This window comes from Nocardia sp. NPDC056564 (assembly GCF_042793755.1).
GTDB lineage: Bacteria > Actinomycetota > Actinomycetes > Mycobacteriales > Mycobacteriaceae > Nocardia.
The window spans coordinates 117,453-140,805 of record NZ_JBHTUR010000022.1 but is presented as its reverse complement, the minus strand read 5'-3'; the positions used below and the strand labels follow the sequence as shown (position 1 = coordinate 140,805).

At 69.2% G+C, this 23,353-nt stretch carries 22 protein-coding genes; 8 read left to right on the top strand and 14 right to left on the bottom strand.

The window, feature by feature from the left end; all coding sequences use genetic code 11:
• Positions 1-48: 48 nt before the first annotated feature.
• From ACFQ9K_RS37765 to ACFQ9K_RS37750, 4 genes are all read right to left on the bottom strand, one after another.
• Positions 49-1,341 carry a dihydroorotase gene (locus tag ACFQ9K_RS37765; RefSeq protein ID WP_378725376.1) on the bottom strand — a complete coding sequence of 431 codons (1,293 nt, stop codon included), beginning with the start codon at positions 1,339-1,341 and terminating at the stop codon, positions 49-51.
• On the bottom strand, positions 1,338-2,294 hold the full coding sequence (locus ACFQ9K_RS37760; protein WP_378725375.1) for an aspartate carbamoyltransferase catalytic subunit: 957 nt from the start codon (positions 2,292-2,294) through the stop codon (positions 1,338-1,340). Before ACFQ9K_RS37760 ends, ACFQ9K_RS37765 begins: the two co-directional genes overlap by 4 nt.
• A gap of 67 nt (positions 2,295-2,361) precedes the next feature.
• Positions 2,362-2,994, bottom strand: a complete 633-nt coding sequence (gene pyrR / locus ACFQ9K_RS37755) for a bifunctional pyr operon transcriptional regulator/uracil phosphoribosyltransferase PyrR (protein ID WP_378725374.1) — start codon at positions 2,992-2,994, stop codon at positions 2,362-2,364.
• A gap of 177 nt (positions 2,995-3,171) precedes the next feature.
• On the bottom strand, positions 3,172-4,026 hold the full coding sequence (locus ACFQ9K_RS37750) for an SAM-dependent methyltransferase (RefSeq protein ID WP_378725372.1): 855 nt from the start codon (positions 4,024-4,026) through the stop codon (positions 3,172-3,174).
• A gap of 103 nt (positions 4,027-4,129) precedes the next feature.
• Between ACFQ9K_RS37750 and ACFQ9K_RS37745 the strand changes: the two genes are divergently transcribed.
• The 3 genes from ACFQ9K_RS37745 to ACFQ9K_RS37735 all read left to right on the top strand — a co-directional run bounded on the left by ACFQ9K_RS37745 (position 4,130) and on the right by ACFQ9K_RS37735 (position 5,902).
• Entirely contained in the window at positions 4,130-4,684 is a 555-nt protein-coding gene (locus ACFQ9K_RS37745; protein ID WP_378725370.1) for a TetR/AcrR family transcriptional regulator, read from the top strand.
• Between the two features lie 56 nt (positions 4,685-4,740).
• Entirely contained in the window at positions 4,741-5,367 is a 627-nt protein-coding gene (locus tag ACFQ9K_RS37740) for an alpha-ketoglutarate-dependent dioxygenase AlkB (protein WP_378725368.1), read from the top strand.
• 85 nt (positions 5,368-5,452) lie between these two features.
• Entirely contained in the window at positions 5,453-5,902 is a 450-nt protein-coding gene (locus tag ACFQ9K_RS37735; RefSeq protein WP_378725366.1) for an SgcJ/EcaC family oxidoreductase, read from the top strand.
• A 65-nt stretch (positions 5,903-5,967) separates the two neighbouring features.
• Here the strand turns inward: ACFQ9K_RS37735 and ACFQ9K_RS37730 are convergent, their stop codons facing one another.
• On the bottom strand, positions 5,968-6,816 hold the full coding sequence (locus tag ACFQ9K_RS37730) for a hypothetical protein (protein ID WP_378723692.1): 849 nt from the start codon (positions 6,814-6,816) through the stop codon (positions 5,968-5,970).
• 104 nt (positions 6,817-6,920) lie between these two features.
• Between ACFQ9K_RS37730 and ACFQ9K_RS37725 the strand changes: the two genes are divergently transcribed.
• A complete protein-coding gene (locus ACFQ9K_RS37725) occupies positions 6,921-7,634 on the top strand; it encodes an HD domain-containing protein (RefSeq protein WP_378723694.1) in 714 nt (237 codons plus the stop codon).
• Between the two features lie 86 nt (positions 7,635-7,720).
• Complete coding sequence (locus ACFQ9K_RS37720) at positions 7,721-8,533, top strand: CPBP family intramembrane glutamic endopeptidase (protein ID WP_378723695.1); 813 nt, start codon at positions 7,721-7,723, stop codon at positions 8,531-8,533.
• A gap of 14 nt (positions 8,534-8,547) precedes the next feature.
• Here the strand turns inward: ACFQ9K_RS37720 and ACFQ9K_RS37715 are convergent, their stop codons facing one another.
• Positions 8,548-9,123, bottom strand: a complete 576-nt coding sequence (locus ACFQ9K_RS37715; RefSeq protein ID WP_378723696.1) for a TetR/AcrR family transcriptional regulator — start codon at positions 9,121-9,123, stop codon at positions 8,548-8,550.
• Positions 9,124-9,208: 85 nt separating this feature from the next.
• Between ACFQ9K_RS37715 and ACFQ9K_RS37710 the strand changes: the two genes are divergently transcribed.
• Positions 9,209-10,183, top strand: coding sequence for a zinc-binding alcohol dehydrogenase family protein (locus tag ACFQ9K_RS37710; protein ID WP_378723698.1), 975 nt, complete (start codon positions 9,209-9,211; stop codon positions 10,181-10,183).
• A gap of 36 nt (positions 10,184-10,219) precedes the next feature.
• Here ACFQ9K_RS37710 and ACFQ9K_RS37705 read toward each other — a convergent pair whose 3' ends face one another.
• From ACFQ9K_RS37705 to ACFQ9K_RS37695, 3 genes are all read right to left on the bottom strand, one after another.
• On the bottom strand, positions 10,220-11,452 hold the full coding sequence (locus tag ACFQ9K_RS37705) for an FAD-dependent oxidoreductase (RefSeq protein WP_378723700.1): 1,233 nt from the start codon (positions 11,450-11,452) through the stop codon (positions 10,220-10,222).
• Positions 11,453-11,591: 139 nt separating this feature from the next.
• Complete coding sequence (locus tag ACFQ9K_RS37700) at positions 11,592-12,152, bottom strand: DUF4334 domain-containing protein (protein ID WP_378723701.1); 561 nt, start codon at positions 12,150-12,152, stop codon at positions 11,592-11,594.
• Positions 12,153-12,255: 103 nt separating this feature from the next.
• On the bottom strand, positions 12,256-18,006 hold the full coding sequence (locus ACFQ9K_RS37695; RefSeq protein ID WP_378723703.1) for a TIR domain-containing protein: 5,751 nt from the start codon (positions 18,004-18,006) through the stop codon (positions 12,256-12,258).
• A 27-nt stretch (positions 18,007-18,033) separates the two neighbouring features.
• On the opposite strand from ACFQ9K_RS37695, the gene ACFQ9K_RS37690 reads away from it, so the two are divergent.
• Together ACFQ9K_RS37690 and ACFQ9K_RS37685 are read left to right on the top strand one after the other, a co-directional pair.
• Positions 18,034-19,290 carry an SLC13 family permease gene (locus ACFQ9K_RS37690; RefSeq protein ID WP_378723705.1) on the top strand — a complete coding sequence of 419 codons (1,257 nt, stop codon included), beginning with the start codon at positions 18,034-18,036 and terminating at the stop codon, positions 19,288-19,290.
• A 24-nt stretch (positions 19,291-19,314) separates the two neighbouring features.
• The gene (locus ACFQ9K_RS37685) at positions 19,315-19,818 is read left to right on the top strand and encodes a Clp protease N-terminal domain-containing protein (protein WP_378723706.1); all 504 of its coding nucleotides are present in this window, start codon (positions 19,315-19,317) and stop codon (positions 19,816-19,818) included.
• Here ACFQ9K_RS37685 and ACFQ9K_RS37680 read toward each other — a convergent pair.
• The 5 genes from ACFQ9K_RS37680 to nusB form a co-directional block, all read right to left on the bottom strand.
• Entirely contained in the window at positions 19,807-20,682 is an 876-nt protein-coding gene (locus tag ACFQ9K_RS37680) for an inositol monophosphatase family protein (protein ID WP_378723708.1), read from the bottom strand. The genes ACFQ9K_RS37685 and ACFQ9K_RS37680 overlap by 12 nt on opposite strands.
• A complete protein-coding gene (locus ACFQ9K_RS37675) occupies positions 20,664-21,350 on the bottom strand; it encodes a hypothetical protein (RefSeq protein ID WP_378723710.1) in 687 nt (228 codons plus the stop codon). The genes ACFQ9K_RS37680 and ACFQ9K_RS37675 overlap by 19 nt, the downstream gene beginning before the upstream one ends.
• Entirely contained in the window at positions 21,350-22,240 is an 891-nt protein-coding gene (locus tag ACFQ9K_RS37670) for a hypothetical protein (RefSeq protein ID WP_378723712.1), read from the bottom strand. Before ACFQ9K_RS37670 ends, ACFQ9K_RS37675 begins: the two co-directional genes overlap by 1 nt.
• A gap of 273 nt (positions 22,241-22,513) precedes the next feature.
• On the bottom strand, positions 22,514-22,777 hold the full coding sequence (locus ACFQ9K_RS37665) for a YciI family protein (RefSeq protein ID WP_378984258.1): 264 nt from the start codon (positions 22,775-22,777) through the stop codon (positions 22,514-22,516).
• On the bottom strand, positions 22,774-23,280 hold the full coding sequence (nusB, locus tag ACFQ9K_RS37660; protein ID WP_378984255.1) for a transcription antitermination factor NusB: 507 nt from the start codon (positions 23,278-23,280) through the stop codon (positions 22,774-22,776). The genes ACFQ9K_RS37665 and nusB overlap by 4 nt, the downstream gene beginning before the upstream one ends.
• Positions 23,281-23,353 lie beyond the last annotated feature (73 nt).

The window sequence follows — 23,353 nt, the reverse complement described above, 5'->3', positions numbered from 1 at the left end:
TGGTCACCCTTCGCCACCGCCTCCGGGCCCGTCGCCACCACCGCGGCGTTACCCACCGGCCTTGCCCTCACGGGCGGTTACCCGGCCCCTGAGCAACGTCGTTGTCACTCGGGCCGGGAACGTCATGTCCTCGAACGGGGTGTTGTTCGAGATGCTGGCGAGCTCCTTGGCGCGCACCGTCCAGCTGGCTTCGGGGTCGATCAGCGTCAGGTTCGCCGGCTCGCCGACCTCGATCGGCCTGCCGTGCTCGTCGAGGCCGACGATCGCGGCGGGCTGCTCGCTCATCACCCTGGCGACGCCGCGCCAGTCCAGCAGGCCGGGTTCGACCATGGTCTGCACGATGATGGACAGCGCGGTCTCCAGGCCGAGCATGCCAGGGCGAGCAGCGGCGAATTCGCAGCACTTGTCCTGTTCGGCGTGCGGGGCGTGGTCGGTGGCGACGCAGTCGATGATGCCGTCGGCCAGTGCCTGGCGCAGTGCGGCGGCGTCGGAGGCCTCGCGCAGCGGCGGGTTGACCTTGTTCACCGCGTCGTAGGTCTCCAGGCGCGAGTCGTCCAGCAGCAGGTGATGCGGGGTGACCTCGGCGGTGATCGAGATGCCTTGCGCCTTGGCCCATCGCAGCAGCTCGACGGTGCCCGCGGTGGAGGCGTGGCAGATGTGCACGCGCGCACCGGCATCGCGGGCGAGCAGGGCGTCGCGGGCGACGATGGACTCCTCGGCGGCCCGCGGCCAGCCGGCCAGGCCGAGCCGGGCCGCGGCCGGGCCCTCGTGCGCGACCGCGCCCTTGGTCAGCCGCGGTTCCTCGGCATGCTGGGCGATGAGCACGCCGAGGGTGTTGGCGTATTCCAGGGCACGGCGCATGATCAGCGGGTCGTAGACGCAGTGGCCGTCGTCGGAGAACATCCGCACCGCGCCGACACCGGTTGCCATGGTGCCCATTTCGGCGAGCTGCTTGCCTTCCAGGCCGACCGTGACCGCACCGACCGGGTAGACATCGACCAGGCCGACCTCCTGCCCGCGCCGCCACACGTGGTCGGTGACGACCACCGAGTCGGCGACCGGGCTGGTGTTGGCCATCGCGAACACCGCCGTGTAACCGCCCAATGCGGCTGCGGCCGAGCCGGATTCGATGGTCTCGGTGTCTTCCCGGCCGGGCTCGCGCAGGTGCGTGTGCAGGTCGACGAAGCCGGGCAGCAGGATCTGGCCGCGCGCGTCGATGATCTCCGCGGCGCCGGCGGTGAGACCGGCGCCGATCTCCCGGATCACCCCGTCGGCGATCAGCACGTCGACCGGTTCGCCCTCGCCGTAGATCCGGGCGCCCTTGATCAGGATGTCCGTCATGCCACCGCCTCCTGCGTACCGACCAGCAGCCGGAACAGGACGGCCATGCGCATGTGTACTCCGTTCGTCACCTGTTGCAAGATCGCGGCCTGCGCGGAATCGGCTACCGGCGAGGCGATTTCCATGCCGCGCAGCATCGGGCCGGGGTGCAGGACCACCGCGTGTTCGGACAGCAGGGCGAGCCTGCGTTCGGACAGTCCGTAGTTGATCGAGTATTCGCGGGGCGACGGGAAGAAGCCGCCGTTCATCCGCTCGGCCTGCACGCGCAGCATCATCACCGCGTCGGCGCCGGGCAACTCGGCGTCCAGCGAGTGCGCGATCCGGGCCGGCCAGGCGTCGACGCCGATCGGCAGCAGGGTGCGCGGGGAGACCAGCACCACCTCGGCGCCGAGCGTGTTCAGCAGGAAGACGTTCGAGCGGGCGACCCGGCTGTGCAGGATGTCGCCGACGATGACGACCCGCTTGCCCTCGATCTCGCCGAGCCGCTGGCGCAGGGTCAGCGCGTCGAGCAGCGCCTGGGTGGGGTGCTCGTGGGTGCCGTCGCCCGCGTTGATGATGGCCGGGCCGGAGCGGCCGGACGAGACCGCCCAGGCGTCCATCCAGCGCGCGATCTGGTGTGCCGCACCGGAAGCCGGGTGCCGCACGATCAGCGCGTCGGCGCCGGCGGCGTGCAGGGTGAGCGCGGTGTCGCGCAGCGATTCGCCCTTGGAGACCGAGGAGCTGCTGGCGCTGACGTTGATCACGTCGGCGCTCATCCACTTGCCCGCGACCTCGAACGAGACCCTGGTCCGGGTGGAGTTCTCGTAGAAGACGGTCATCACGGTGCGGCCGCGCAGGGTCGGCAGCTTGTGCACTTCGCGGCCGAGCAGCGCCTGTTCGAAGCGCTCGGCTTCGTCCAGCAACTCCGTCGCGGCCGCCCGGTCCAAATCACCGACAGTCAGCAGATGCCTCACAGCTCCCCCTCGCCGGCGCTCGGCTCCGTCGTTCGGCACCGGGCCGCCGTGTTGTTGGTTCGCTCGCTCACGCCTCCCCCTCCTGACGCAGGTAAACGCCGTCGCGGCCGTCGTGTTCGGTGAGCAGGACCGAGATGTCCTCGGCGCGCGCGGTGGGCACGTTCTTGCCCACGTAGTCGGCCCGGATCGGGAGTTCACGGTGACCGCGGTCGATCAGCACCGCGAGCTGCACGGCGCGCGGGCGACCGAGGTCGCGCAGGCCGTCCAGCGCGGAGCGGACGGTGCGGCCGGAGAACAGGACGTCGTCGATCAGCACGACCAGCGCGTCCTCGATGCCGCCTTCGGGGACCGAGGTGCGCTCCAGCGGCCGGTGCGGCCGGGTGCGCAGATCGTCGCGGTAGAGGGTGATATCGAGCGAACCGAGGGCCGGGCGGACGCCGGAGAATTCCTCGATCTTGTCCGCGAGCCGCGCGGCCAGCGAGGTGCCGCGGGTGGGGATGCCGATGAGTACGACGCGCGGATTACCCGGCTCGCCCGCGTCCAGCGCGGTCTTCTCGATGATCTGGTGCGCGATGCGCGCGATGGTCCGACTGACATCGGAAGCCGACAACAGCTCCCGCCCCGCCTCCACCCCCTCCGGGGTGTGTCGCTGCGATGTTTCGGCAGCGCCGGACTTGGCGGCCCGTTCGGGCACGGCCATGCCGACCTCCTTCCCCGCCTCACCGGACGGTCCGTTAAAGGATGTCTTACGGCAAGCAGCGTAACAGCGGTCGAGACGGGGTTTTCAGCAGGTATTGCCGGGTGTGAGCCGGGCCACGAGCGGCGGGGAGGGTGCGCGCTTCGCCGACCGGTGACGCGGGTTACTTCGGCGCTGCGCTCACGCGCGCACGGCGTCGATGAAACCGACATCGGGATGGTTCTCGACCGGCCTGCCGAACGGCGCGACGAGTTCGGCCCAGCCGCGGAAGGTGGTGTGCCATCCGTGATCGTCGAGCCACTGCCGCGCGTCGCCACCCAGGCCACGGAGCTCGCGCTCCCCCGCTTCGTCGGCGCGGACCAGTCGCCGGAGTTCACGGTACTGCACGGGTCTTTCGTCGGCGGCGAACCGGACGACGCCGAAACGGCTTCCCGGACTGGAGAGTTCGGTCAGCGTCTCGGCGACGCGCACGGCCGCCGCGCGGGTCAGGTATCCGAGCACGCCCTCGTCGACCCAGTGTGTCGGGAGATCGGGCCGAAACCCGTTCACGCGCAGCGCTTCTGCCCAGTCGTCGCGCAGATCGCTGCAAACGACGTGCCGCGCGCAGGTCGGCACGGCGCGCGCGCTCGCCAGGATCGGCTCCTTGAAGGCGAAGAGTTCCGGCAGATCGAGTTCGAAGAATCGAATGTCCGGCGGCAGGGCAAGGCGGAATGCTCGGGTATCCAATCCCGCGCCGAGCACCACGATCTGCCGGCAGCCCTGTTCCACCGCCGCGGTCACCTGGTCGTCGACCAGTCTGACCGAGAGCGTTCGGCCCGGATAGAAGGCGGCCGCCAGTTCTTCCAGTCGCGTCCATCGCCGGCCGCCGTCGTCGGTTTCGGCGAAGCCGCGCCGGGCCGCTTCGGTGAATACCAGGGCCAGCGGGTCGTCGTACAGCCGATCCGGCCGATTCGATTCCAGCGCCCTGACCATCGCGACCCCGATCGCGGTCATCGCGACCCCGGCCATCGGCACTTCCGGCTTCGTTTCGGCCATCTCCCCGCCCCTTCTTCACATTTACTTGCCGCCCGGCTAGCTAATTGAGTTCAGCAGTGACGCTAGGCTCCAACTAGCCGGTCGTCAAGCAAAAAGGAGCGCCATGGACCGCCGTCGCAGCGATATGCGCGAACGAATCCGCACGGTGGCGATGGAGTTGTTCTCCGAGCGTGGCTACGAGAAGACGTCGCTGCGCGAGATCGCCGAGCGGCTCGACGTGACCAAGGCCGCGCTCTACTACCACTTCCGCACCAAAGAGGACATCGTCGTCAGCCTGTCCGACGACCTGCGGCGCGGCATCGACGACATCGTCGCCTGGGCCGAGGCGACGCCGCCGAGCCCGGACCGGGCACGGGAAATCCTCGACCGCTACGGCGTGCTGCTCCACGGCATCGGGCGCGCGATGGTGCGTTTCATGGCCGAGAACCAGCCCGCGTTCCGGGAGCTCGGGATCAACGTGGGACTGCGGCACCAGTTCACCGTGCTCGCCGATCTGATGACCGAGCCCGACCGTGCGCCGCGAGCAGTGTTCCACGCGCGCCAAGCGCTGCTGACGATCAGCTGGAGCACGGCGATGATGGGCGATCTGCCGCTGAGCGACGACGAGTGCTACGCGGCCTCCGCCGAGATCGCGCGGGGCATTCTCGCCGGAAACTGACCGCCGCGTCCGATTGCCGCTAGCACATACGTTCGATTGCGGGTAGATTCGCGGGCATGTCGACACCGCTGCAGGGCTCACTGCTCGACGGGTTCGGTGATACCGAATTCGGGTCGCTGCGCGCCGCGCGCCGCACGGTCCTCGACCACGGGGCCTGGGTGGACGTGCTGCCCGGTTGGCTCTCCGGGGCCGACGCGCTGTTCGAGCGGCTGGTCGACGACGTGCCGTGGAAAGCGGAGCGCCGGCCGATGTACGACCGGGTGGTGGACGTGCCGCGGCTGTTGAAGTTCTACGCGGAGCACGAACCGCTGCCCGATCCGGTGCTGGCCGACGCACGCGAAGCGTTGAGCGAGCACTATCGGCGCGAGCTCGGGGAGTCGTTCCGGACGGCCGGGCTCTGCTACTACCGCGACGGACAGGACAGCGTCGCCTGGCACGGGGACACCTTCGGGCGCGGGGCGACGCAGGACACGATGGTCGCGATCGTGTCGATCGGTGCGCCGCGCGCGCTGCTGCTGCGGCCGCGCGGTGGCGGAGAAAGCATTCGGTACCAGGTCGGCCATGGTGATCTGCTGGTGATGGGCGGGTCGTGCCAGCGCACCTGGGAGCATGCCGTGCCGAAGACGCGCAAGCCGGCCGGGCCGCGGATCAGCATCCAGTTCCGTCCGCGCGGCGTTCGCTGACCGGCGATCCTCGAATCGAACTGTGAGCCGGGCAACGCGCCTCGACCTTGACCCCAATCGTTGTTGAGGTTGGATGCTGAAGGGCATGAGCGCAAAGACTTTTCAGCCGCCGTTGGTCGGCGATTCGTCGGTCGACCACACCGCGGACGTCGCGGCCATCGAGCGGATCATCGGCAATGTCGAGACCGCCTACAACACCAACGACGCGGAACTGATGACCGCCGACTTCACCGCGAACGCGGCCGTGGTCAACGCCGCCGGCGCCCTTGTGGTCGGTCGCGACGCCCTGCTGGACGCGAATCGCCGTGGGCTGGCCGGCTTCTTGAAGGACCAGTACGTCCGCTACGAGGTCACCGACATCACCTTCCTGCGCCCCGACGTCGCGTTCGCCCACAAGGTCGCCCGCGCCACCACCGCCGAAGGCGAACCGATCGACCTCGACCACGCGATGATCGCGCTCTACGTCCTGGTCAAGGAGGATGGCCGCTGGTGGACCGCGGCCAGGCAGAACACCTTGATCCCCCGAGCCGAATAACCGCGCGTCCGACGACCCAGCGCCGCAATGTCGCCGAGGGGTGCGGCGCTGGGTCGTCGGTCGGGTCAACTCGGCGACGGCTCGGGAAGGCGCGGGAGTCTGTTGCGGCGCATGGCGGCGGCCCGGGACCAGATGGCGCGCTCGGTTTCTTCGGTGATCGGGGCGCGGTGGTTGGGGCCGAGAAGGTCGGTACGGGCGCGGCGGGTGGTGGTGACCCGGTCGCGGTAGTGGCGGAAGATCTGGACTTCGCCGTTGTTCTCGGGGTAGTCGAGATAGTGGTAGTCCATGCCGTGGTAGGCGTAGGCGCCCAGGGCGGCGAGGCTTCGGGCCAGGTCGCGGAGTTGGTCGGCGGCGCCGAACAGTGTGATGAGGCCGCCGATTCGATCGACGCGGAGCCAGCCGGCGGGCTGCGCCGCGTAGTCGGTGGATCGTTCGCCGAGGTCCTTGGCGCGCCACGCCGCGAGCTCGTCGATCGCGTGGTTCAGCCCGAACGTCTGCCAGCGCACGGTGCCCGCGGGACGATCGCGCAACGGCAATCGACGCCGCAGCGCCGTCGCGGCCGCGCGGGTGAGCACCGTCAGCTCGGAGGGGACCAGCACGATCGGGTCGGACGGCGCACCGTCGAACGGATTCGAGTCCAGGTGCGCCGGATCGATCACGACGATCGTCCCCGGCCGCCGCTGATACGCCAGCCCCCACAGCAACCGCGCGAGCACGTGCGCCCCGCGCCAGTCGGACAGCACATGCCAGGTGTCGTGAAACCGGTTGGTGGAGAAGCGGAAATCGCTGCCGGGCCGCAGGGTGACGACGGTGTACACCCGTCCGTCGAGCACCATGGTGCGCCGATGCAGTTTCAGCATCTCGTCGGTGGCCGAACCGGGTCGCGGCCGTTTTCCTTGCGCGGCCACGTTCACCTCCGATTCCTGCCTCGCGTGGCATTCAGGACACCACGGCCGCACGATCCCGGGCAACGGATTTTCCGGGCGACGCGGCCGCGTGCCGCCGTTAGATTGACAGCATGAGCAATCCTGGGGCGGGAGTCCTGGCGGTGATGCCGCTGCATACGATCAGCGAGGTCTACGGCGAGGCCGGTCTGCGCGAACGATTACTGCTGGAGATCGCGGACCTGCCGGACGTCGCCCGGGTCACCGAGGCACTCGACCTGGCCACGCGATTGCACCGCGACGATCGCTACGGCCGCGAACCGTATCTCAATCATCTACTGCGGGTGGCGATCCGGATCATCAGCCACTATCGAGTGGCGGACGGCGATCTGGTCGTCGCGGGTCTGCTGCACGATTCCGTCGAGGACCATCCGGCGGAACTGGCGGGCGATCGGCCGGGAACGCCCACCGAGGCCGCCCTCGCCGAACTCGCCGACCGTTTCGGCGAACGCGTGTCCGACCTGGTCGCCGCCGTCACCAACCCCGAACCGGACCCGTCCATCGACCGGCACCTGCAATACCGCGAGCACGTCGCCGCCGACCTCGAGCACGCCCCGTGGGCCAGGATCATCAAGCTGTCCGATTTCACCGACAACGGCGTCGGCATCCTGTATGCGACCGGTCCGGTCATGCACAAGCTCGCCACCAAGTACCGCCCGCTCACCGCCATCTACCGCGACCTGGTCACCCGTCCCGACACACCACTGGCCGACGACGTCAAACAGCACATCCTCGCCCAACTCGACAGTGCGGACGAACGATTCGACGCCATCCTCGACGAGGAATGAGCCGCGGTCGTCCTTTCGGATGACATCCGATCGACATCCCGGCCCGCGGGGCCGCACGAGCGCGCGCCGATGGCATCGTGGTGCGCATGCGACTACGGCGGACCGGCGACATACTGCTGGCAGCGGGAATCCTGATATTCGCCGCCGCGGTGGTGACGCTGATCTGGACGGGTCACACCGCGCTGCGCTACTCCGCCGACAACGACGACACCGTGCCGCTGTGGGTGATCTGCCTGACGGTGCTCGGCGGTTCGGCGCTCGCCCGGCTGGTGCCGCCGAAGCCGGACGACGAGCCGTTGCCGAGCGATCCGCGCACGCCGCGGCAGGCGTGGTGGCTGTTCACGCTCGGCCTGCTCTTCGCGATCGGCTTCTACCTCTCCCCCGGCGGCGACCTCTGGTTCCTCGGACTGAAACTCGCCTTGCTGCTTGCCATTCCGCTGCTGTTCCGCTTGGTTTCGGGGCGCGAATGGTACCGGGTGGACACCCGCGGCCGATGGCTGCGGCCCCTGCCCGCGGTGCTCGTCTTCCTGACCTTGTTCACGCTGTTCGGACACGACTACACCGGCGCGCGACCGGACCCGATCGCGCTGGTCGCGGTGTTCGTGCTCAACGCGCTGCTGGAGGAGATCTTCTACCGGGTCTGGCTACAGACCCGGCTGGAGGCGCTGTACGGCCGCTGGCCCGCCATCGTGCTCAGCTCCCTGGTCTTCGCGGTATGGCACGTAACGATCCACGGCGGCAACGGTTTCGCCATCGACCTCGCCGCCACCCTCGTGCACATCGGCGGCTACGGAATCTTCCTCGGCTACCTGTGGTCGCGGTATCGAAATCCCTGGCTGCTCTTCCTGGTTCACGGGATCATCAACGCGCCGATTCCGATGCTCGCCGCGATGTGGTGACGGGTCAGGCGATTTCAGGACGTGCGCAGTACCGACTCGACCAGTTGGCGCACCGCTGCCAGCAGCCGATCGGTCTCCCCGGAGCGGACCATGGTTTGCACCAGTTCACCGCCGATCGCGCCGAGCAGCAGCCTGCCCACCACGTCGGCATCGAGATCGGGCCGCGCTTCGCGCAGTAGCGCGGTGATGTGGTTGTCCCAGAACGCATGGAACTCCGCGGTGCGCGGGTGCGGCGGTTCCGTGCGATAGGCGACCATGAGTTCCGAGTTCGCGATCACCAGCCGCGTCATCGCATCGAAGTAGGCGAGCAGTCGCGCATCGGCCGGCGCGCCGGGACCCAGCGGTGGCGGCCCGCTGCTGATCGCGTCCATCAGCGTGAGCGCACTCTCGGCGACCATCTCGTGCAGCAGCCCGGCCCGGTTGCCGAAGCGGTGAAAGATGGTGCCCTTCCCGACCCCGGCCGCGGCGGCGACCCGGTCCATGGTGATCGCCTCGGCGCCGTGTTCGGCGAGCAGCGCGGTCGTCGCGTCGAGAATCGCCCGCCGATTGCGCGCGGCATCGGCCCGTTCCTTCGGCCGCCCGTCGGTCATCGCACCCGCTTTCGTTGACAACTTGACCGGCGGTCCATATCGTTGCGAACGCAACTGGACCGACGGTCAACTTATGGAGTTCATGATGAAGGCAATCGTAATGACGACGACCGGCGGGCCCGAGGTGCTGGTCCTCCAGGAGGTCCCGGCGCCGCAGGCCGGCGCGGATGAGGTGGTGATCCGAGCCGAGGCGATCCCGGTTCTGTTTCCGGAGACCAAGCTGCGCTCCGGTGAGTTCCCGCTCGGCGTCGAGCCGCCGCTGGTCTTCGGTTTCCAGGCGGTGGGGGTGGTGACCGAGGTGGGCGCGCAGGTCGATCCGGCGCTGCTCGGCCGCCGAGTCGCCGTGGCCACCAAGGGTTTCGGCGCCTACGCCGAATTCGTCAGCGCGCCGGCCGATTCCGCAAGCCCGATCCCCGACGGACTCTCCTCGGCGGACGCGGCCGCGGTCCTGATGAGCGGCTCGGTGGCCCTCCCCCTGCTGGAAACCGCCGCGCTCACCGGCACCGAGACGGTCCTCATCGAGGCCGCCGCGACCGGAATCGGCAGCTACCTCACCCAACTCGCCAAGGAGTACGGCGCCGCCCGGGTCATCGCCACCGCGGGCGGCCCCGCGAAGATCGAACAGGCCCGCACACTCGGCGCCGATGAGGTCATCGACCACAACGACCCCGACTGGGTCGGCCACCTCCGCGAAACCCTCGGCGGCACAACCCTCGACGTGGTCTTCGACTCGATCGGCGGCCGCACCGCCCTGGACCTCCTCGACACCATGACCCCCCTGCGCGGCCGAATGCTCAGCTACGGCTGGCTTTCCGGCGCCCCCGCCCAGCTCTCCGCCGCCGACCTCATCACCCGCGGCCTCACCCTCACCGGCTGCGCCGGCCCCGCCTGGCTCGCCCGAGTAGCCGCCGCCCGCCCCGCCACCCTGACCCGAGCCGCGTCCGGCACCCTCACCCCGCTCATCGAAGCCACCCTCCCCCTCGCCCGAGCAGCCCACGCCCACCACCTGATCGAATCCCGCGGTCCCCTGGGCAAACTCATCCTCCAACCCAACCCTTGAGCGTCCCGGAGGTCAGAGGGTGTGCGGGTGGGTTCGTCAGGCTGGGCGGCGGGCGAAGGCGGGGGCGTGTTCGGGACGGACGCCGCGGGCGACCAGGAATGGGGGGACGCTGCGGAGGACGGGGATTCGGCGGAGGATGCGGACCGGGAGGGGAGCCTGGGGGGAGTTGGCGATGTTGATGCCGCCTTCGAGGGCGGGGCGGATCACCCGGGCGTGCAGGATGCGTTGCATGCCCTGGGTCACCACGGTGGGGAGGGTGCGGCGGCGTTGCACCTTCGCCAGGTCGCGGGTGCTGACGGTGTTCGAGAGTAGCGGGGCGGCAAGGATTCTCGCGGCAGCGACGGCGTCTTGGACGGCCAGGTTGATGCCGACCCCGCCGACCGGGGACATGGCGTGCGCGGCGTCGCCGATGCAGAGCAGCCCGCCGGTGTACCAGGTGGTCAAGCGGTCGAGCTGAACGTCGAGCAGCTTCACCTCGTCCCAGCTGGTGAGGGTGTCGACGCGGTCCTTCAGCCAGGCCGCCGAGTCGGACATGGTGCGCATGATCTCGTCGACCGGCCCGCGCCGCGCCACCTCGTCGGTGCCCTTGGCGATGAGGGTGGCGCACTGCCAGTAGTCGCCGCGGTCGAGCAGCACCGCGGCCCGGTGCGCGGCGACGATCGGCACCGCGCCCGCGGGGTCGATCTCGGTGCGCGGCAGGCGGAACCACCACACGTCCATCGGTGTCGGCCAGCTCCGGGAAGCCAGTCCCGCCGCTGTGCGCAGCACCGACCCGCGCCCGTCACAGGCGACGGTGAGGTCGGCGCGGATCTCGCCGGTCGCGCCGTCGGCGGTCCGATAACCGACGCCGGCGACCTTGCCATCGGACCAAACCAGGTCGGTCGCTTCGGTTTTCATCCGCAGATGGAAGCTCGGCTCCTGCTCGCCGGCGCGCGCGAGCAGATCGAGCAGGTCCCACTGCGGCACCATGGCGATGTACTTGTGCTTGCCGGGAAGGTCTTTCAACGAGGCGAAGGTCTGCAACCCGTTGGCGGTCGCCAGCTGCACCTGATCCAGTTTGCGCGCACCGAGTTTCGCGAACTCCGCCCCGAGCCCGAGCTCGTCGAGCAGGTCGAGGGTGGTGGGATGCACGGTGTCGCCGCGGAAGTCGCGCAGGAAGTCCTTGTGCTTCTCCAGCACGGTCACGTCGACCCCGGCCCGCGCCAGCAGCAGCCCGAGGATCATTCCGGCCGGACCACCCCCGACCACCAGGCATGTCGTCTGTTCCATCGACTGTCCTCCTCGGTCGCGGTGCCGCAGCAGGTCTCGCCCGTACAAAGAATTCTACGCATGATGAATTCTACGCCCGCCGCGCCTGCCATGGGCCGAGATGGGTTGTCCCGAGCCGGAACCCACGAACCGCCGTCGATCAGGAAGCGGTGTCCTGCCGCAGTATGAAGAAATACGGCTCGGCCAACCCGCGCATATCCATCACCCCGAGCAGCGTCCGCTCATCCACCCGACGGAAGTGATCGATGATCGGCAGATGGTCGTAGATCATCGCGGCACTGCCCACCCCGCGATACTCCACGTTCCGCAAACGCGCTGTCGGCCTGCGAGTTTGGAACGCGAACCGCAGATAGCCGAGCGCCTTCTTACTCGCCCGCACACCGGCCGGCGGAATCCGCCCGGCCAGCCCGAGCGGCACTCGCCGCGGATCGACCGGAAAGATCACCCCGTCGACGGCGAACAGCAGCGGATGCACGGTGTCCGCGTCGTCGAATTGCTTGCCGTACCACCCCGACGCGACCAACACCCCCGCGAACGGATGCCCGGTGTCGAGTTCGTCGCCCCGCCAGCGCCCGGTCGTGATCTCGGCGACCGGAACCGCGGGCAGACTGTCGAACAACGCCATGGCCTGTTCCGCGGTGCAGCGCCGGGCCCGCAGCGCCGCCAGTTCAGCCGCGCCCGTTCCTTTCGTCTCGGCCATGCTCGATCTCCTCGCTGAGGCAACAATGCAACAACGACACTATCTCTATCTCAACGCCCTTGTCAGCCCACCCGAATCGGCGGCCACCGGGCCGCGGCATTCGCTAGAACGGAGCGTCCAGGGGCAGTTGCGCGACCTCGGCCAGGTACGGGTCCAGCTCGCCGGACTCGAACCGGGACATCCCGATCACCTGCCAGAACTGACCCGCCGTATTGCCTTCGAACTTGTAGCGACCGTCGGGCGCCAGGGCCGCCCAGCCTTCCGGCAGGCCGAGCAGCTCCGCGCGGATCGTCGGCGCGGTCTCCGCGTCCGGGTAGTCGCCGCCGGGCACCGACCACAGGATGGTGTTGCCGTCGTCGCCACCGCTGGCGAGCAGCCGACCGGACGGATGGAAAGCCAGCGACCAGATCTGCCGCTTGTGGCCCTCCATGGTGTGCAGGTGCCGACCCGTCGCCATGTCCCACAGGCGAACCACCAGGTCCTCGCCGCCGGTGGCGAGAATCCCGCTCTGCGGATCGACGGCCGCCGCCCACAGCCGACCGGTATGCCGGGTCAGCTCGTGCAGGCTCGCGCCGGACTCGACCTCCCAGATCCGCACGGTCATGTCCCAGGAAACGCTGGCCAGCCGGTCACCGTTGAATACCACCGCGTACACCCGATCGCCGTGCCCGGCGAATTCGCGCAGCAGCCTGCCGGATTCGACGTCCCACAGCCGCACCACGGAATCGTCGCAGCCGGTGGCCATCAACGATCCGTCCTCGTTGAACTGGATGGACCGCACCCGCCCGTGATGCTCCGCGCACACCATGTGCAGCGCGCCGGTCGTGCGCGACCAGATGATGACCGTGTCGTCGTCGTTCGCCGTGGCCACGTATTGGTCGGTCGGGTCGAAGGCGATCGCCCAGACGGGCGCGGCCTCGACATTGATGTGCCGCTGGAACATTCCGGTATCGAGGTTGAGCAGGCTCAACCGGCCGTCGTTGCCGACCACCGCGAGCTGCTGCGGTTGCTTCCGGCTGAACAGCGCCGACTCGAAGGTGACCAGCCGATCCTCGCTGCCGACCAGCCGTCGAATCTGCCTGCCCGTCAACGGATCCCACAGCCGGACCACCCCGTCGTTGGCACCGGCGGCCAGCAGCGACCCGTCCGCGTTGAACGTCACCGACCTGACCTGGCGCCCGTGTCCGGTGAGCACGTGCCGGCACACGCCCGACACGGGATCCCAGAGCCGCGTGGTGAATTGGTCGTCGGTGACGGCGAGCTGCCCGCCGTCCGGCCGGAACGCGAACGGCCAGATCGATCCGGTGTGCGCGGTGATCCGGTGCCGCAGTTCGCCGGTCGCGCTGTCGCGCAGGCAGAGCAGACCGGCGCTGTCGCCCGAGGCGAGCAGATCACCGCTCGGATCGAACACCACCCAGTAGAGGGCGGCGTTGTGATCCGCAGGCGCGTGCTTCGACTCCCCGGTCTCGACATCCCAGATGCGCAGTCCCCCATCGGTATCCCCGCTGGCCAGCAGCGGCAGCCGAGGATGGAAGGCCAGCGTGTACACCCGGCCGGTGTGCCCGGGCAGCTGCCGGACCAGCTCGCACCGCTCCGGATCCCACAGCGCCACCATGCCGCGCACATCGCCGACCGCCAGCAGATCACCCGCCGGGTTGAACATGACCCGGAACACGGCCCCGCTCGCGCCGACGAATTCGCCCCGCTCCCGGCCGGTTTCGACCTCCCACAGCCGGACCACCCCGTCCCGGTAGGCCGCGGCGACGACGCCCTCGTGCATCGCCAAGCTGAAGATCAGTTCTCGGCTACCGCCGGCGGGCGCGCACTCGTGCAGCAGATCACCGCTCGGCAGGGACCACAGCCGCAGCATCCCGTCGGCGTCGCCGGTGGCCAGCAGATCACCCGCACGGTTCAGCGTGACCGGCCACGGCCATTGGCTGTGCCCGTGCAGGATTCGGCGCAGTTCACCGCTGCCCACGTCCCAGATGCCGACGGTGCCGTCGCTGGAACCGCTGACCAGCACGGTATCGGTATAGGCGACCGCGAACGACCGATTGCGATGCCCCTGCAATGTGCGCAGCGGCAGCCCGGTCTCGGTGTCGCAGATCAACACCCCGCCGTCGTCGCTGCCGATGGCCAGGGTGCCGCCGTCCGGGCTGTAGGCCAGCGGTTGCGGCAGCCTGCCGTGCCTGGCATGGAACCCGTGCCTGACGCCGATCGAGGCGGGGGCGAATTCGGTTCGCGCCACCGAGCCGGGCACGCACGCCGCACCACGCAGATCGGTGCCCGCCGGGGTACCGGTGACGTCGAGCAGAGCCGCGCGATCCCAGCGGCTACCGGTCGCGCGCGTCCCGGTCAGATCCGCGCGGGCCAGCCGCGCCCTGGTGAAATCGGCGTCGGTCAGGTCCGCGCCGACCAGGCTCGCCTCGTCCAGCCGCGCACCGACCAGCCGCGCGCCGCGCAGCACCGCACGGTCCAGGTTCACCCCCACCAGCCGCGCGCCGCTCAGATCCGCGCCGGTCAGATCGACCTGCTGCATATCGCGATAGGACAGGTCCTCGCCGACCAGAATCACCCCGCGCAGATCGGCGGTCGGCGCGGTCCGCAGCCGGGTGGTCAGCCGGATCGCGTTGGTGCGCGAGACCTCGTCGGCGGCCGGGTCGTCCAGCACACCCGCCGCCCAGGCGCGCGCGAGCCGGATATCGGCGAGATCGCACAGGAAGTCGATGGACAGCTGAGACAGCGGCGCGTGCGCGAGTTGCGGCGGCGCGGTGACGCCCGCGGCGAACTGTTCGGCGATGTGGTTCGCCACCAGCCATTCCGGCACCGACGAGTGGATGAACCCGAACAGATTGTCCTCGGTCCGCACCAGCAGGCTGCCGGAGCCGATGGCGTGCGCGGACTGCTGCACCGACATCCGGTTGGCCCCGGTCATCTCCACCAGACTCTGTGCCACCTCGGTCAATTCGGCCAACCGCAGGTACGGCTCGCCGGTCTCCCAGATGCGCAACGCGAATTCGGTGACCGCGAGCCACAATTCGTGCAGCCCGAGTCCGGGCAGCGACCCGGCGGTCGCCGCGGTGCGATCCGTCTCGTAGGACAGCCAGGATTCAAGGATCTCCCGATACAGTCCGGCCGCGCCGACGGCCTGCTGCGCGCCCGCCGCGGCGCGCAACCGCCGCTCGTCCAGGTCGGCGATGAAGCTGAGCATGCGCGGATTCTGGGCCAGCCCGAGCAGATCCTCGATGCCGGTGATCAGCCGCATCCTGGCGTCGGCGCGGTGCGTGTCGCCGCCGTATCGGTTGGTCAGGAAGGCATGCACCTGCGCGGGCGCGAAGTCCTCGATGGTGAGGATCTGCCGGTCCTGCAGCAGCCCGACCCGCTCCCCCAGCGCGGTCAGGACCTGCGCCCGTGACTCGAAATGCTGGGTGCGGCTGGCCACGACGATCTTCGCCTTGCCGACCGATGCCTGCAGCAGCGTTTCCAGATGGTCGGCGGCGAACTCGTAGCTGATCCGGGTGACGAGTTCGTCGAAGCCGTCGAACAGCAGCACCACCCGGCCCTCCCGGAGCATGTAGCGCAACGCCTTCAGGTCGATCCGGTCCTCACCGTGATTGGCCAGGTGCGCGGCGACCAGGGCGTCCACCGAATGGGTCTTGTCCAGCGTGCGCAGGTCGATCAGGATCGGGATCAGCACGGGCATGGTCTCGGTGATGCGCCGGGCCAGCTCGTGCAGCGCGAAGGTCTTGCCGCGCCCGAAATCACCGAGCACCAGGACGAATCGGCCGTGATCGGTGGCGACCAGGCGCAGCAGTTCGGCGACCAGATCGTCGTGCACCGCTTGGTCGCCGTGCTCGATCGCCCGGAACCGCTGCGGCACATATAGATCCGGCGGATAGCGGCGGTCCGTGCGCAACCGCTCGACCTGCTTGGCGAGATAGTCCGCCAGGTCGAGCAGGCCCTGGAATTCGGTGAAGCTGCGCACCCGCAGGCCATGGCTCGCGGCCTCGTCGCGCAGCGAACGCGGCGGCGGCGCACCGCGATAGACGAGCTCGGAGCCGTATTCCGGGTCGAGGCCGAGGAATTCCTCGACCACCCGCCTGGTCATGTCGCCGACGTGCACGCCGATCCGCCACTGCGCGGTCACGTCGTCGCGCTGATGGGTGATGAACAGGTGCGGCGGATCGGACTCGACGCGGCGAATCCTGGCCTCCGGGTACCGGGTCTCGCACACCTCGGCCACCCGTTCCAGCAGGCGGCCGTGCGGGTCGACGATGGCCGGGGTCTCGGTCACCGGATCATCGGGCTCGTCGGGGCCGGTCAGCTCGGGCACCGCGGTAGCCGCCAGTGCCGCAACCGCATTCGCCCACGGCGCGGTCAGCCGCGCGGTGGGTTCGGCGGATTGTGCCGCGGTGGCGGAGTATCGGGACAGTCCCTCGGTGGTCAGGTGGATGATCTCGTCGCGACCCGCGGCGCCCGCGGGAACGACCGGCAGCCTGCCGTCGAGCCGATCCAGGTGCGGCCCACCGGGACCCGGCCCGTGCAGCAGCAGATTCAGCCGGCCGCCGAGCAGCCGCGACAGCGTGTCCGCGTCCCGCAACAGGGCCGGATCCCGCGGCGAAGCGGCCGGGCCGGGCAGCGGATCGTGCCGGACCACACCGAGCCGCAGCCACCCGTTCTCCTCGAACGGACGCAGCCGCTCGGCGAACCAGGCGGCCTGCGGCTCGCCGAGCTGCCCGTAATCGTCGTCCGGCAGGTGGGTCGCGGCCATGGTCGAGTTCAAACCCGCGACCACCACCCGCAATTCGGGAATCGGGAACAGCGTCCACGGCTGGCCGACATCGAACACCAGATGGTCGAGGCCCTGATACAGCTCGGCGAACAGCCGCGCGTACTGCTCGAGCTTCGGGAAGTACGGTGGCTGCGGTTTCCGTTCGCGCGCTTCACAATTCAGGAAGTAGGCATGGCAGGCGACCTTGGACACGTCGTGGTTGCCCGGCACCACGATCAGCCGGTCGGGTTCGAGTCCGAGCAGCACCCGCAACCCGGTCAGGAAGGTCAGCGCCTCGTCCACCTCCCGCGGGCGACCGGATTCGGTCAGATCGCCGGTCACCACGATCAGGTCGGGTTTCGGCACGCCCTGCCCGACCAGCTGGGTGACGTTCGCGTAGATCCGCGCCTGCAACTCGCGCGCGGTGCTCGGCTCGTCGGCGGCGAACAGGCCGCGGCCGAACCGCGGCCCGGCCACGTGCAGCACGCTGACCCCCGACCGCCGCTCGTCCCGCTGCGTGCCGCCCGGAAAGGCCGGAGCCGCAACCGGAGTGCGGCGGTTCAGCGGAGACGCGACGGGCCCCGCCGCCTCCTCGTCGCCGTAGCGGTCCGGTAGCGCACCGGTCCCGAGTTCGTTCGGGAATCGCGGTTCCTGCTGCGGTTTCCCGCGGCCCGCGAGGAGGTGCCGCACCCGTTCCATGAGGATGCGCCGCGCCTGCTCATCGGTCGGCACGTCCACCAGATCGATATAGGTGAGGGTGGCGAGCAGCCCCTCCAGCGCGCAGTCGGCGATCCGGATCGGCAGCAGCTTGCCGGGATCGGTGCGGAACGCGGCCTGCCATTCCATTGTCCCGTAACGCGATTGGAGGTAGTTGTCGGAGAGCACCGCGAGCACCACGGCCGAATCGCGCACGCCGCGATCCATGAAGTCGATGAAGTTGGTGCCCGGCACGAAGTCCCAGGCCTGGATCAGGGTGCGGTAGCCCGCGCTCTCCAGCTGCCAGGCCAGCCAGGTCGCCCACCGCTCGTCCGCCGGGGAATAGCTGATGAAGAAGTCCCGTGCCTGCCCGCCCTGCTGTGTCACGCCCCCAGTATGGCCTAGGCCAATAGCATGGCAGGCGTGCCCGAACAGGTCGACTCCGCCGAACGACACTCCCCGCCGAGTGCCACCGCACCCCGCTGGGGGTTGAGTGTGCTGGACTGGGTCCGCATCGGGCTGCTGCTCGCCGGACTGCTGTGCGTGCTCACGGGGCTGCTGCCGCGCGAAGAGGCGGCCGATAACATGCGCCGGATCGGCCCGCTGCTGCTGTTCCTCGGCAGCGTGATCGTGCTGGCCGAGCTGACCCGGCAGGCCAAGGTGTTCGACGTGATCGCGCACCGGCTGGCGATTCTCGGACGGGGTTATTATCCGGCGCTGTTCGTGCTGTGCGTGGCGTTCGCCTCGGCGACCACGATCCTGTTGAACCTCGACACAACGGCCGTGCTGATCACCCCGGTCATGCTCGCGCTGGCGGTGCCGGCCCGGATTCCGCCGCTGCCGTTGGCCATGACCACCGTCTGGCTCGCCAATACAGCCAGCCTGCTGCTGCCGGTGTCGAACCTGACCAACCTGCTCGCCGCCGACCGGGTCGCACTGACCGCGACCGGGTTCGCGGCGAAAATGTGGGCGCCTCAGCTGGTTTCACTCGTGGCGACGATGCTGTGCCTCTGGGTCTGGTATTGGCGGCGCGGACGGCGCGACACCGATCGCTACCTGCCGCCTGCGCCGGTCCGGCCGGAGAACGCGAAGGAGCGGGTCCTGCTGTACACCACCGCGGCCGCCTGCCTGCTGTTCATCGTGGCTATTCCGTTCGTCGGCAACCGCATCGGCATCGCCGCGACGGTCGCCGCCGTCATCGCGGTGCTCGCGTTCGCCGTGTTCGACCGGTCGTCGCTGCGGTTCTCGCTGATCCCCTGGCGGCTGCTGGTTTTCGTCGTCGGCCTGTTCCTGGTGGTGCCCACGCTCGGCCGGCTCGGCCTCTCCGATCTGATGCACACGCTGATCGGCTCCGATTCCGATGCGGCAGGCGCGTTCCGGGCGGCGGGCGCGGGCGCCACGCTCTCGAACATCGCCAACAATCTGCCCGCCTACACCGCGGGCGAGACGGTGGTGCCGCCGGAGAACCACAACCAACTCCTGGCCTTGCTCATCGGTACCAACATCGCCCCGATCGTCACCCCGTGGGCCTCCCTCGCGACCCTGCTCTGCCTGGAGTTCTGCCGCACGCACGGCGTGCGCGTGCCGATGCTCCGCTTCGTGTCGACCGGTCTCGGACTCGCCGTGATCGGCACTACCGGCGCGGTCGCGGCGCTGCTTATCATCGGATAAGGCCGTGCGGGAGGGGAACAACAAATGAACAAGGTCGAATTCACCGTCACGAATGTGTTCGATATCAGCGGGCGGGGCGTCGTGATGGTGGCGGGCACGCTGACCTCCGGTGTCATCGAGGCAGGCGATGTCCTCTACGACTCGGTCACCGGCGAGCGAGTGACCGTGGCGGGGTTGGAATTCCACGGCGGCCGCAAACTCGATGAACACGTGCTCGTCGTGCCCGCGAACGAAGCCGGCCGGGTCCGCATCGATCAATGCCTGACCAGCGAACGACCCGATGACGGCCTGACCAGAACCCCGCGCCTGCGGCGCATTCTGGACGACGCACCCGACATAGCCAAAGCCCAGGGCCACGACTATGTCGGCGCCGAACACCTGATGCTCGCCATCCTGGCCGACCCGCACGCCGTTCCGACCCAGCATCTGCGCAAGCTGGGTCTCGACCCGGATAACATCGCCGAGACGTTGAAGGAATACGTGAACGGAATGGCCGGGCGCACCGAGCCGCCCGCGTCAGCCGGGTAGACCGGTAACGGTGACGCCGGCCGCGGATTTCACCAATAGCGTCAGGTCGGACATCATTTCGGCGCTACCGGCGATGAAATCGACTTCGCCGACGGGCAATTCGAGCCGTTCAGTCAGTGCGGTGCCGTCGAAATCCGTGATGTGCATGCCCGATTCGCGGGCGAGCAACGCGCCGGCGGGGAGGTCGACGAGACCGGCGCGGTAGCCGATGAAGCCGTCGATGTCACCGTTGCTCAGCATGACCCAGCACAGCAGGGGCGACCAGAGCTGGATCAGGCGGCGGGAGGCCGATTCCAGGGTGAGGCGCAGGGCGCGGGCGGTGGGGTCGGCGCGGGTGACCGGGTAGCCCTGGAGCCACGCGAGGACCGGTGCGGAAGCGGCGGGACGGTGCCCCGGGTGCCACAGCGGGCCGTCCGGACCGCGCGCGCCGCGGCCGCGGACGGCGGTCCAGGTGCGGTCGGCGATCGGCTCGTGTACCACCCCGATGACGGGGGTTCCGTTGTGGCACAGCGCGATACCGACCGTGCACACCGGCAGGCCGATGGCGACGTTGTTGGTGCCGTCGAGCGGATCGATGACCCAGCACCAGGTGTCGTCGGTGCTGTCCAGGACACCGGATTCCTCTGCCAGAATCCGATGGCCGGGGAAGGCTGCGCGGATGTGCCGCAGGATGATGCCCTCGGCCAGGAAGTCCAGGTCGGTGACCACGTCCCCGCTCGCGTCCTTGGCGCGCACGCTCAGCGCCCCGAGTAGCCCCGCGCGGATCGCGCGGCCCGCCTCGACCGCCGCCGCGACCGCCACCCCGGCCGCGCGGTCGAGCAGTGTGTCCGGCAATACCTGGTGCATTACGTCGCCCGCTCGCATCGGTTCTCCAGTTGCTTCGGCAGGGATAGATTCCGCAGCTGCGCGAGCACGGTGTGCGCCGCGCGCCGGGTTTCGTCGGGGGTGCAGCGGGTTCGGTGCACCCAGTGGTCGGTGGTGGCCGGCGTGCCGAGGGACAGGTCGGGGCGGCCGAGGTGGTCCTCGCCGAGGACCACGGTGGCCGCCTCGCCGCGCACGTCGGACACGTGAAAAGCGCCGTGCGGCAGGGTGTATACCTCGCCGGTGTGGAAGTTCTCGCGCGAGCGGGTCCGGTAGGTCACCAGTCGTTGCGTCGCGCGCACCAGATCGCCGTTCGCCGCACTCTGGACCTCGAATACGCGATGCGTGGGAGTCGCAGGGGCGCCGAGGATTTCGACGATCTCGTTGCCGACCGTGCCGTACAGCACGGTGCTGAGCAGGTCCCAGCTGTGCGCGTGCACCTTCGAGGTGGTCGGGTCGGCGCGCACACCGTCGGTCCACACATGCACGCAGATGCCGAGGCCGCTACCGCGCCAAGCGGGAAAACACAAGAAGCCCAGCGGATGTCGCACCGCGAGCAGGTCGGAACCACCGTCGACGACGTCGGCGAGGACGCCGCGGGCCCAGCCACGCACCGCGGCTCCGGTGTGGTCGGAGCCGATCAGCGTGCGCAGGCGGGCGTATTCGTTCACTAATACGGGTTCCTCGGTTGTAGCGCGCGCCGCACGATGTCGGCGACGTCGCGGTCGGTGAACGCGGCCGGTAGGTCCAGCGACAGGGCCTGGAACAGGCCGCGCACCTGATCGACGCTCGGTTCGTCGGACAGCGGCAGTTCTTCGCTGCGGCTCAACGGAACCTGCCGGGTCTGCTTGAAACTGGCGACGAGTTCGCGATTGAAATCGCGGTAGTAGGGCTTGTCCCGCTCGAACATCAGCGCCGGGGTGTTCGGATTGTCCTGGGTGACAATGACGCAACTCGACGACAGGTCCCAGCGGAACGTGGTCATCACCGTCGACAGGCCCACGTCGATGGTCAGGAAGGTGAACCGCTGCCGATACCAGCAGGCGGCCAGCACCGTCGCGAACGCCTCCTTGCGGGTGCGCTCGGTGGTCCACATCTCACCGGTGCGATCGGCCTCGGGCGAGAGCGAGGACCGGAACTGGGCGTAGGTCTTGCACAGCGTCTCGTTGGTCGGGTCGAGGATCTCCAATTGGATACGCAGCGGGCGTTGTTCGCGCCGCGCGTTCTCCACGCACTCGCGCAGCGTCACCGCGCGGATGTAGGTTCCGGTGCCGCCCTTGAAGATCCACTGCTCGGTGCCGCGCCGGGCGAGGGTGTGCGCGTGCCCGATCTCCGGGCCGTAGAGCAGCTGCACCGAATTCGCGTCGCGCATGGCCTTGGACGACAGGTGCCGATCGCGCAGCAGCGTCGTGGCGAGCAACGCGAGGACCAGCAGCACCGCCGCGTTCACGTTGTCGACGCTGATCACGTCCAGGACCGCGAGCAAGCCGACCACCACGGCGAGTACCAACGCGACCACACCATCGACGTTGTTACGCAACCAGATCAGCAACCGCGCCATGCGGCCCTCCCCTCTGTTCCCCCCAGGATAGAGGCAGCCGGACGGCCGAAGCGAAGGAAAACCGAACTCCTGCGCACCGGGCACAGTTCAGGACGGTGGCCCAGCCCACACCCGCGCGCCTTGACCTCGAGCGCGGTTGAGGAACCACGATGGAAACCGGCCGTCGACCAACCCACTCGACGGCAGCAACCCTTGCGCTCCCGCCGGTTCCCGTACACCCCCGGCGGGAGCGCAAGGACTCCCGCCGCACGAAGGTGTGCGGCTATGGTGCGGTCAGTTGGGGGTGGTGGGTTCCCACTCGTAGACCGTGACGTCCGAGGAGCCGGTGGTGTGCACCGGGTCGGCGAAGGCGAGTTCTTTTGCGGCGTCGAGGTTTTCGGCGGCGATGAAGTACGCGCCACCGGTGCCGTCGGCGAAGCGCGCGCTTTCGACCAGTTGGCCGCGCTGGTTCAGCTGCTGCAAGAAGTCCTTGTGCGGCTGGAGTACGGCGGTGTCGAAGTTCGGCGTGCGCATCGCCAGCACCAGGAACTTCTTCACGCGTCGGCCTCCGGGCGCGCCGCCCTGGTCGCGGCCGCGGCGGCCCTGACCTGCGGGGCGACCAGCACGACCTGGCCGAGGACGCCGTTCACGAACGACGGCGAGTCGTCGGTGGACAGCTCCTTGGCCAGTTCGACCGCCTCGTCCACCGCGACGACCGGCGGAACGTCGTTGGCGTGGAACAACTCCCACACCGCGATCCGCAGGATGGCGCGGTCGACCGCGGGCAGCCGGGACAGCTCCCAGTCCTTGAGGTAGGACTCGATGGTGCCGTCCACCCGGTCCAGGTCGTCGGCGACGCCCTCGACCAGCGTGTGCGTGTAGGCGTGCACCGGCGCGACCGCCTGATCGCGGGCGGCCAGTTCGACCCGCTCGTCGAGCAGGTCGGCCGGGTCCACGTCGCGGGCCTCTGCCTCGAAGAGCAGGTCGACCGCCCGGCGGCGGGCTTTGTGCCGCGTGCCGAGCTTCTTGAAGGACTTCTTGTCTAACGGCTGTTCAGCCACAGTCACCATTATCCCAGTCGCTGTCTCTGTTTGCGGCAGGGGCAGGCCCTGACGTGGTCACGCTGCACTACCG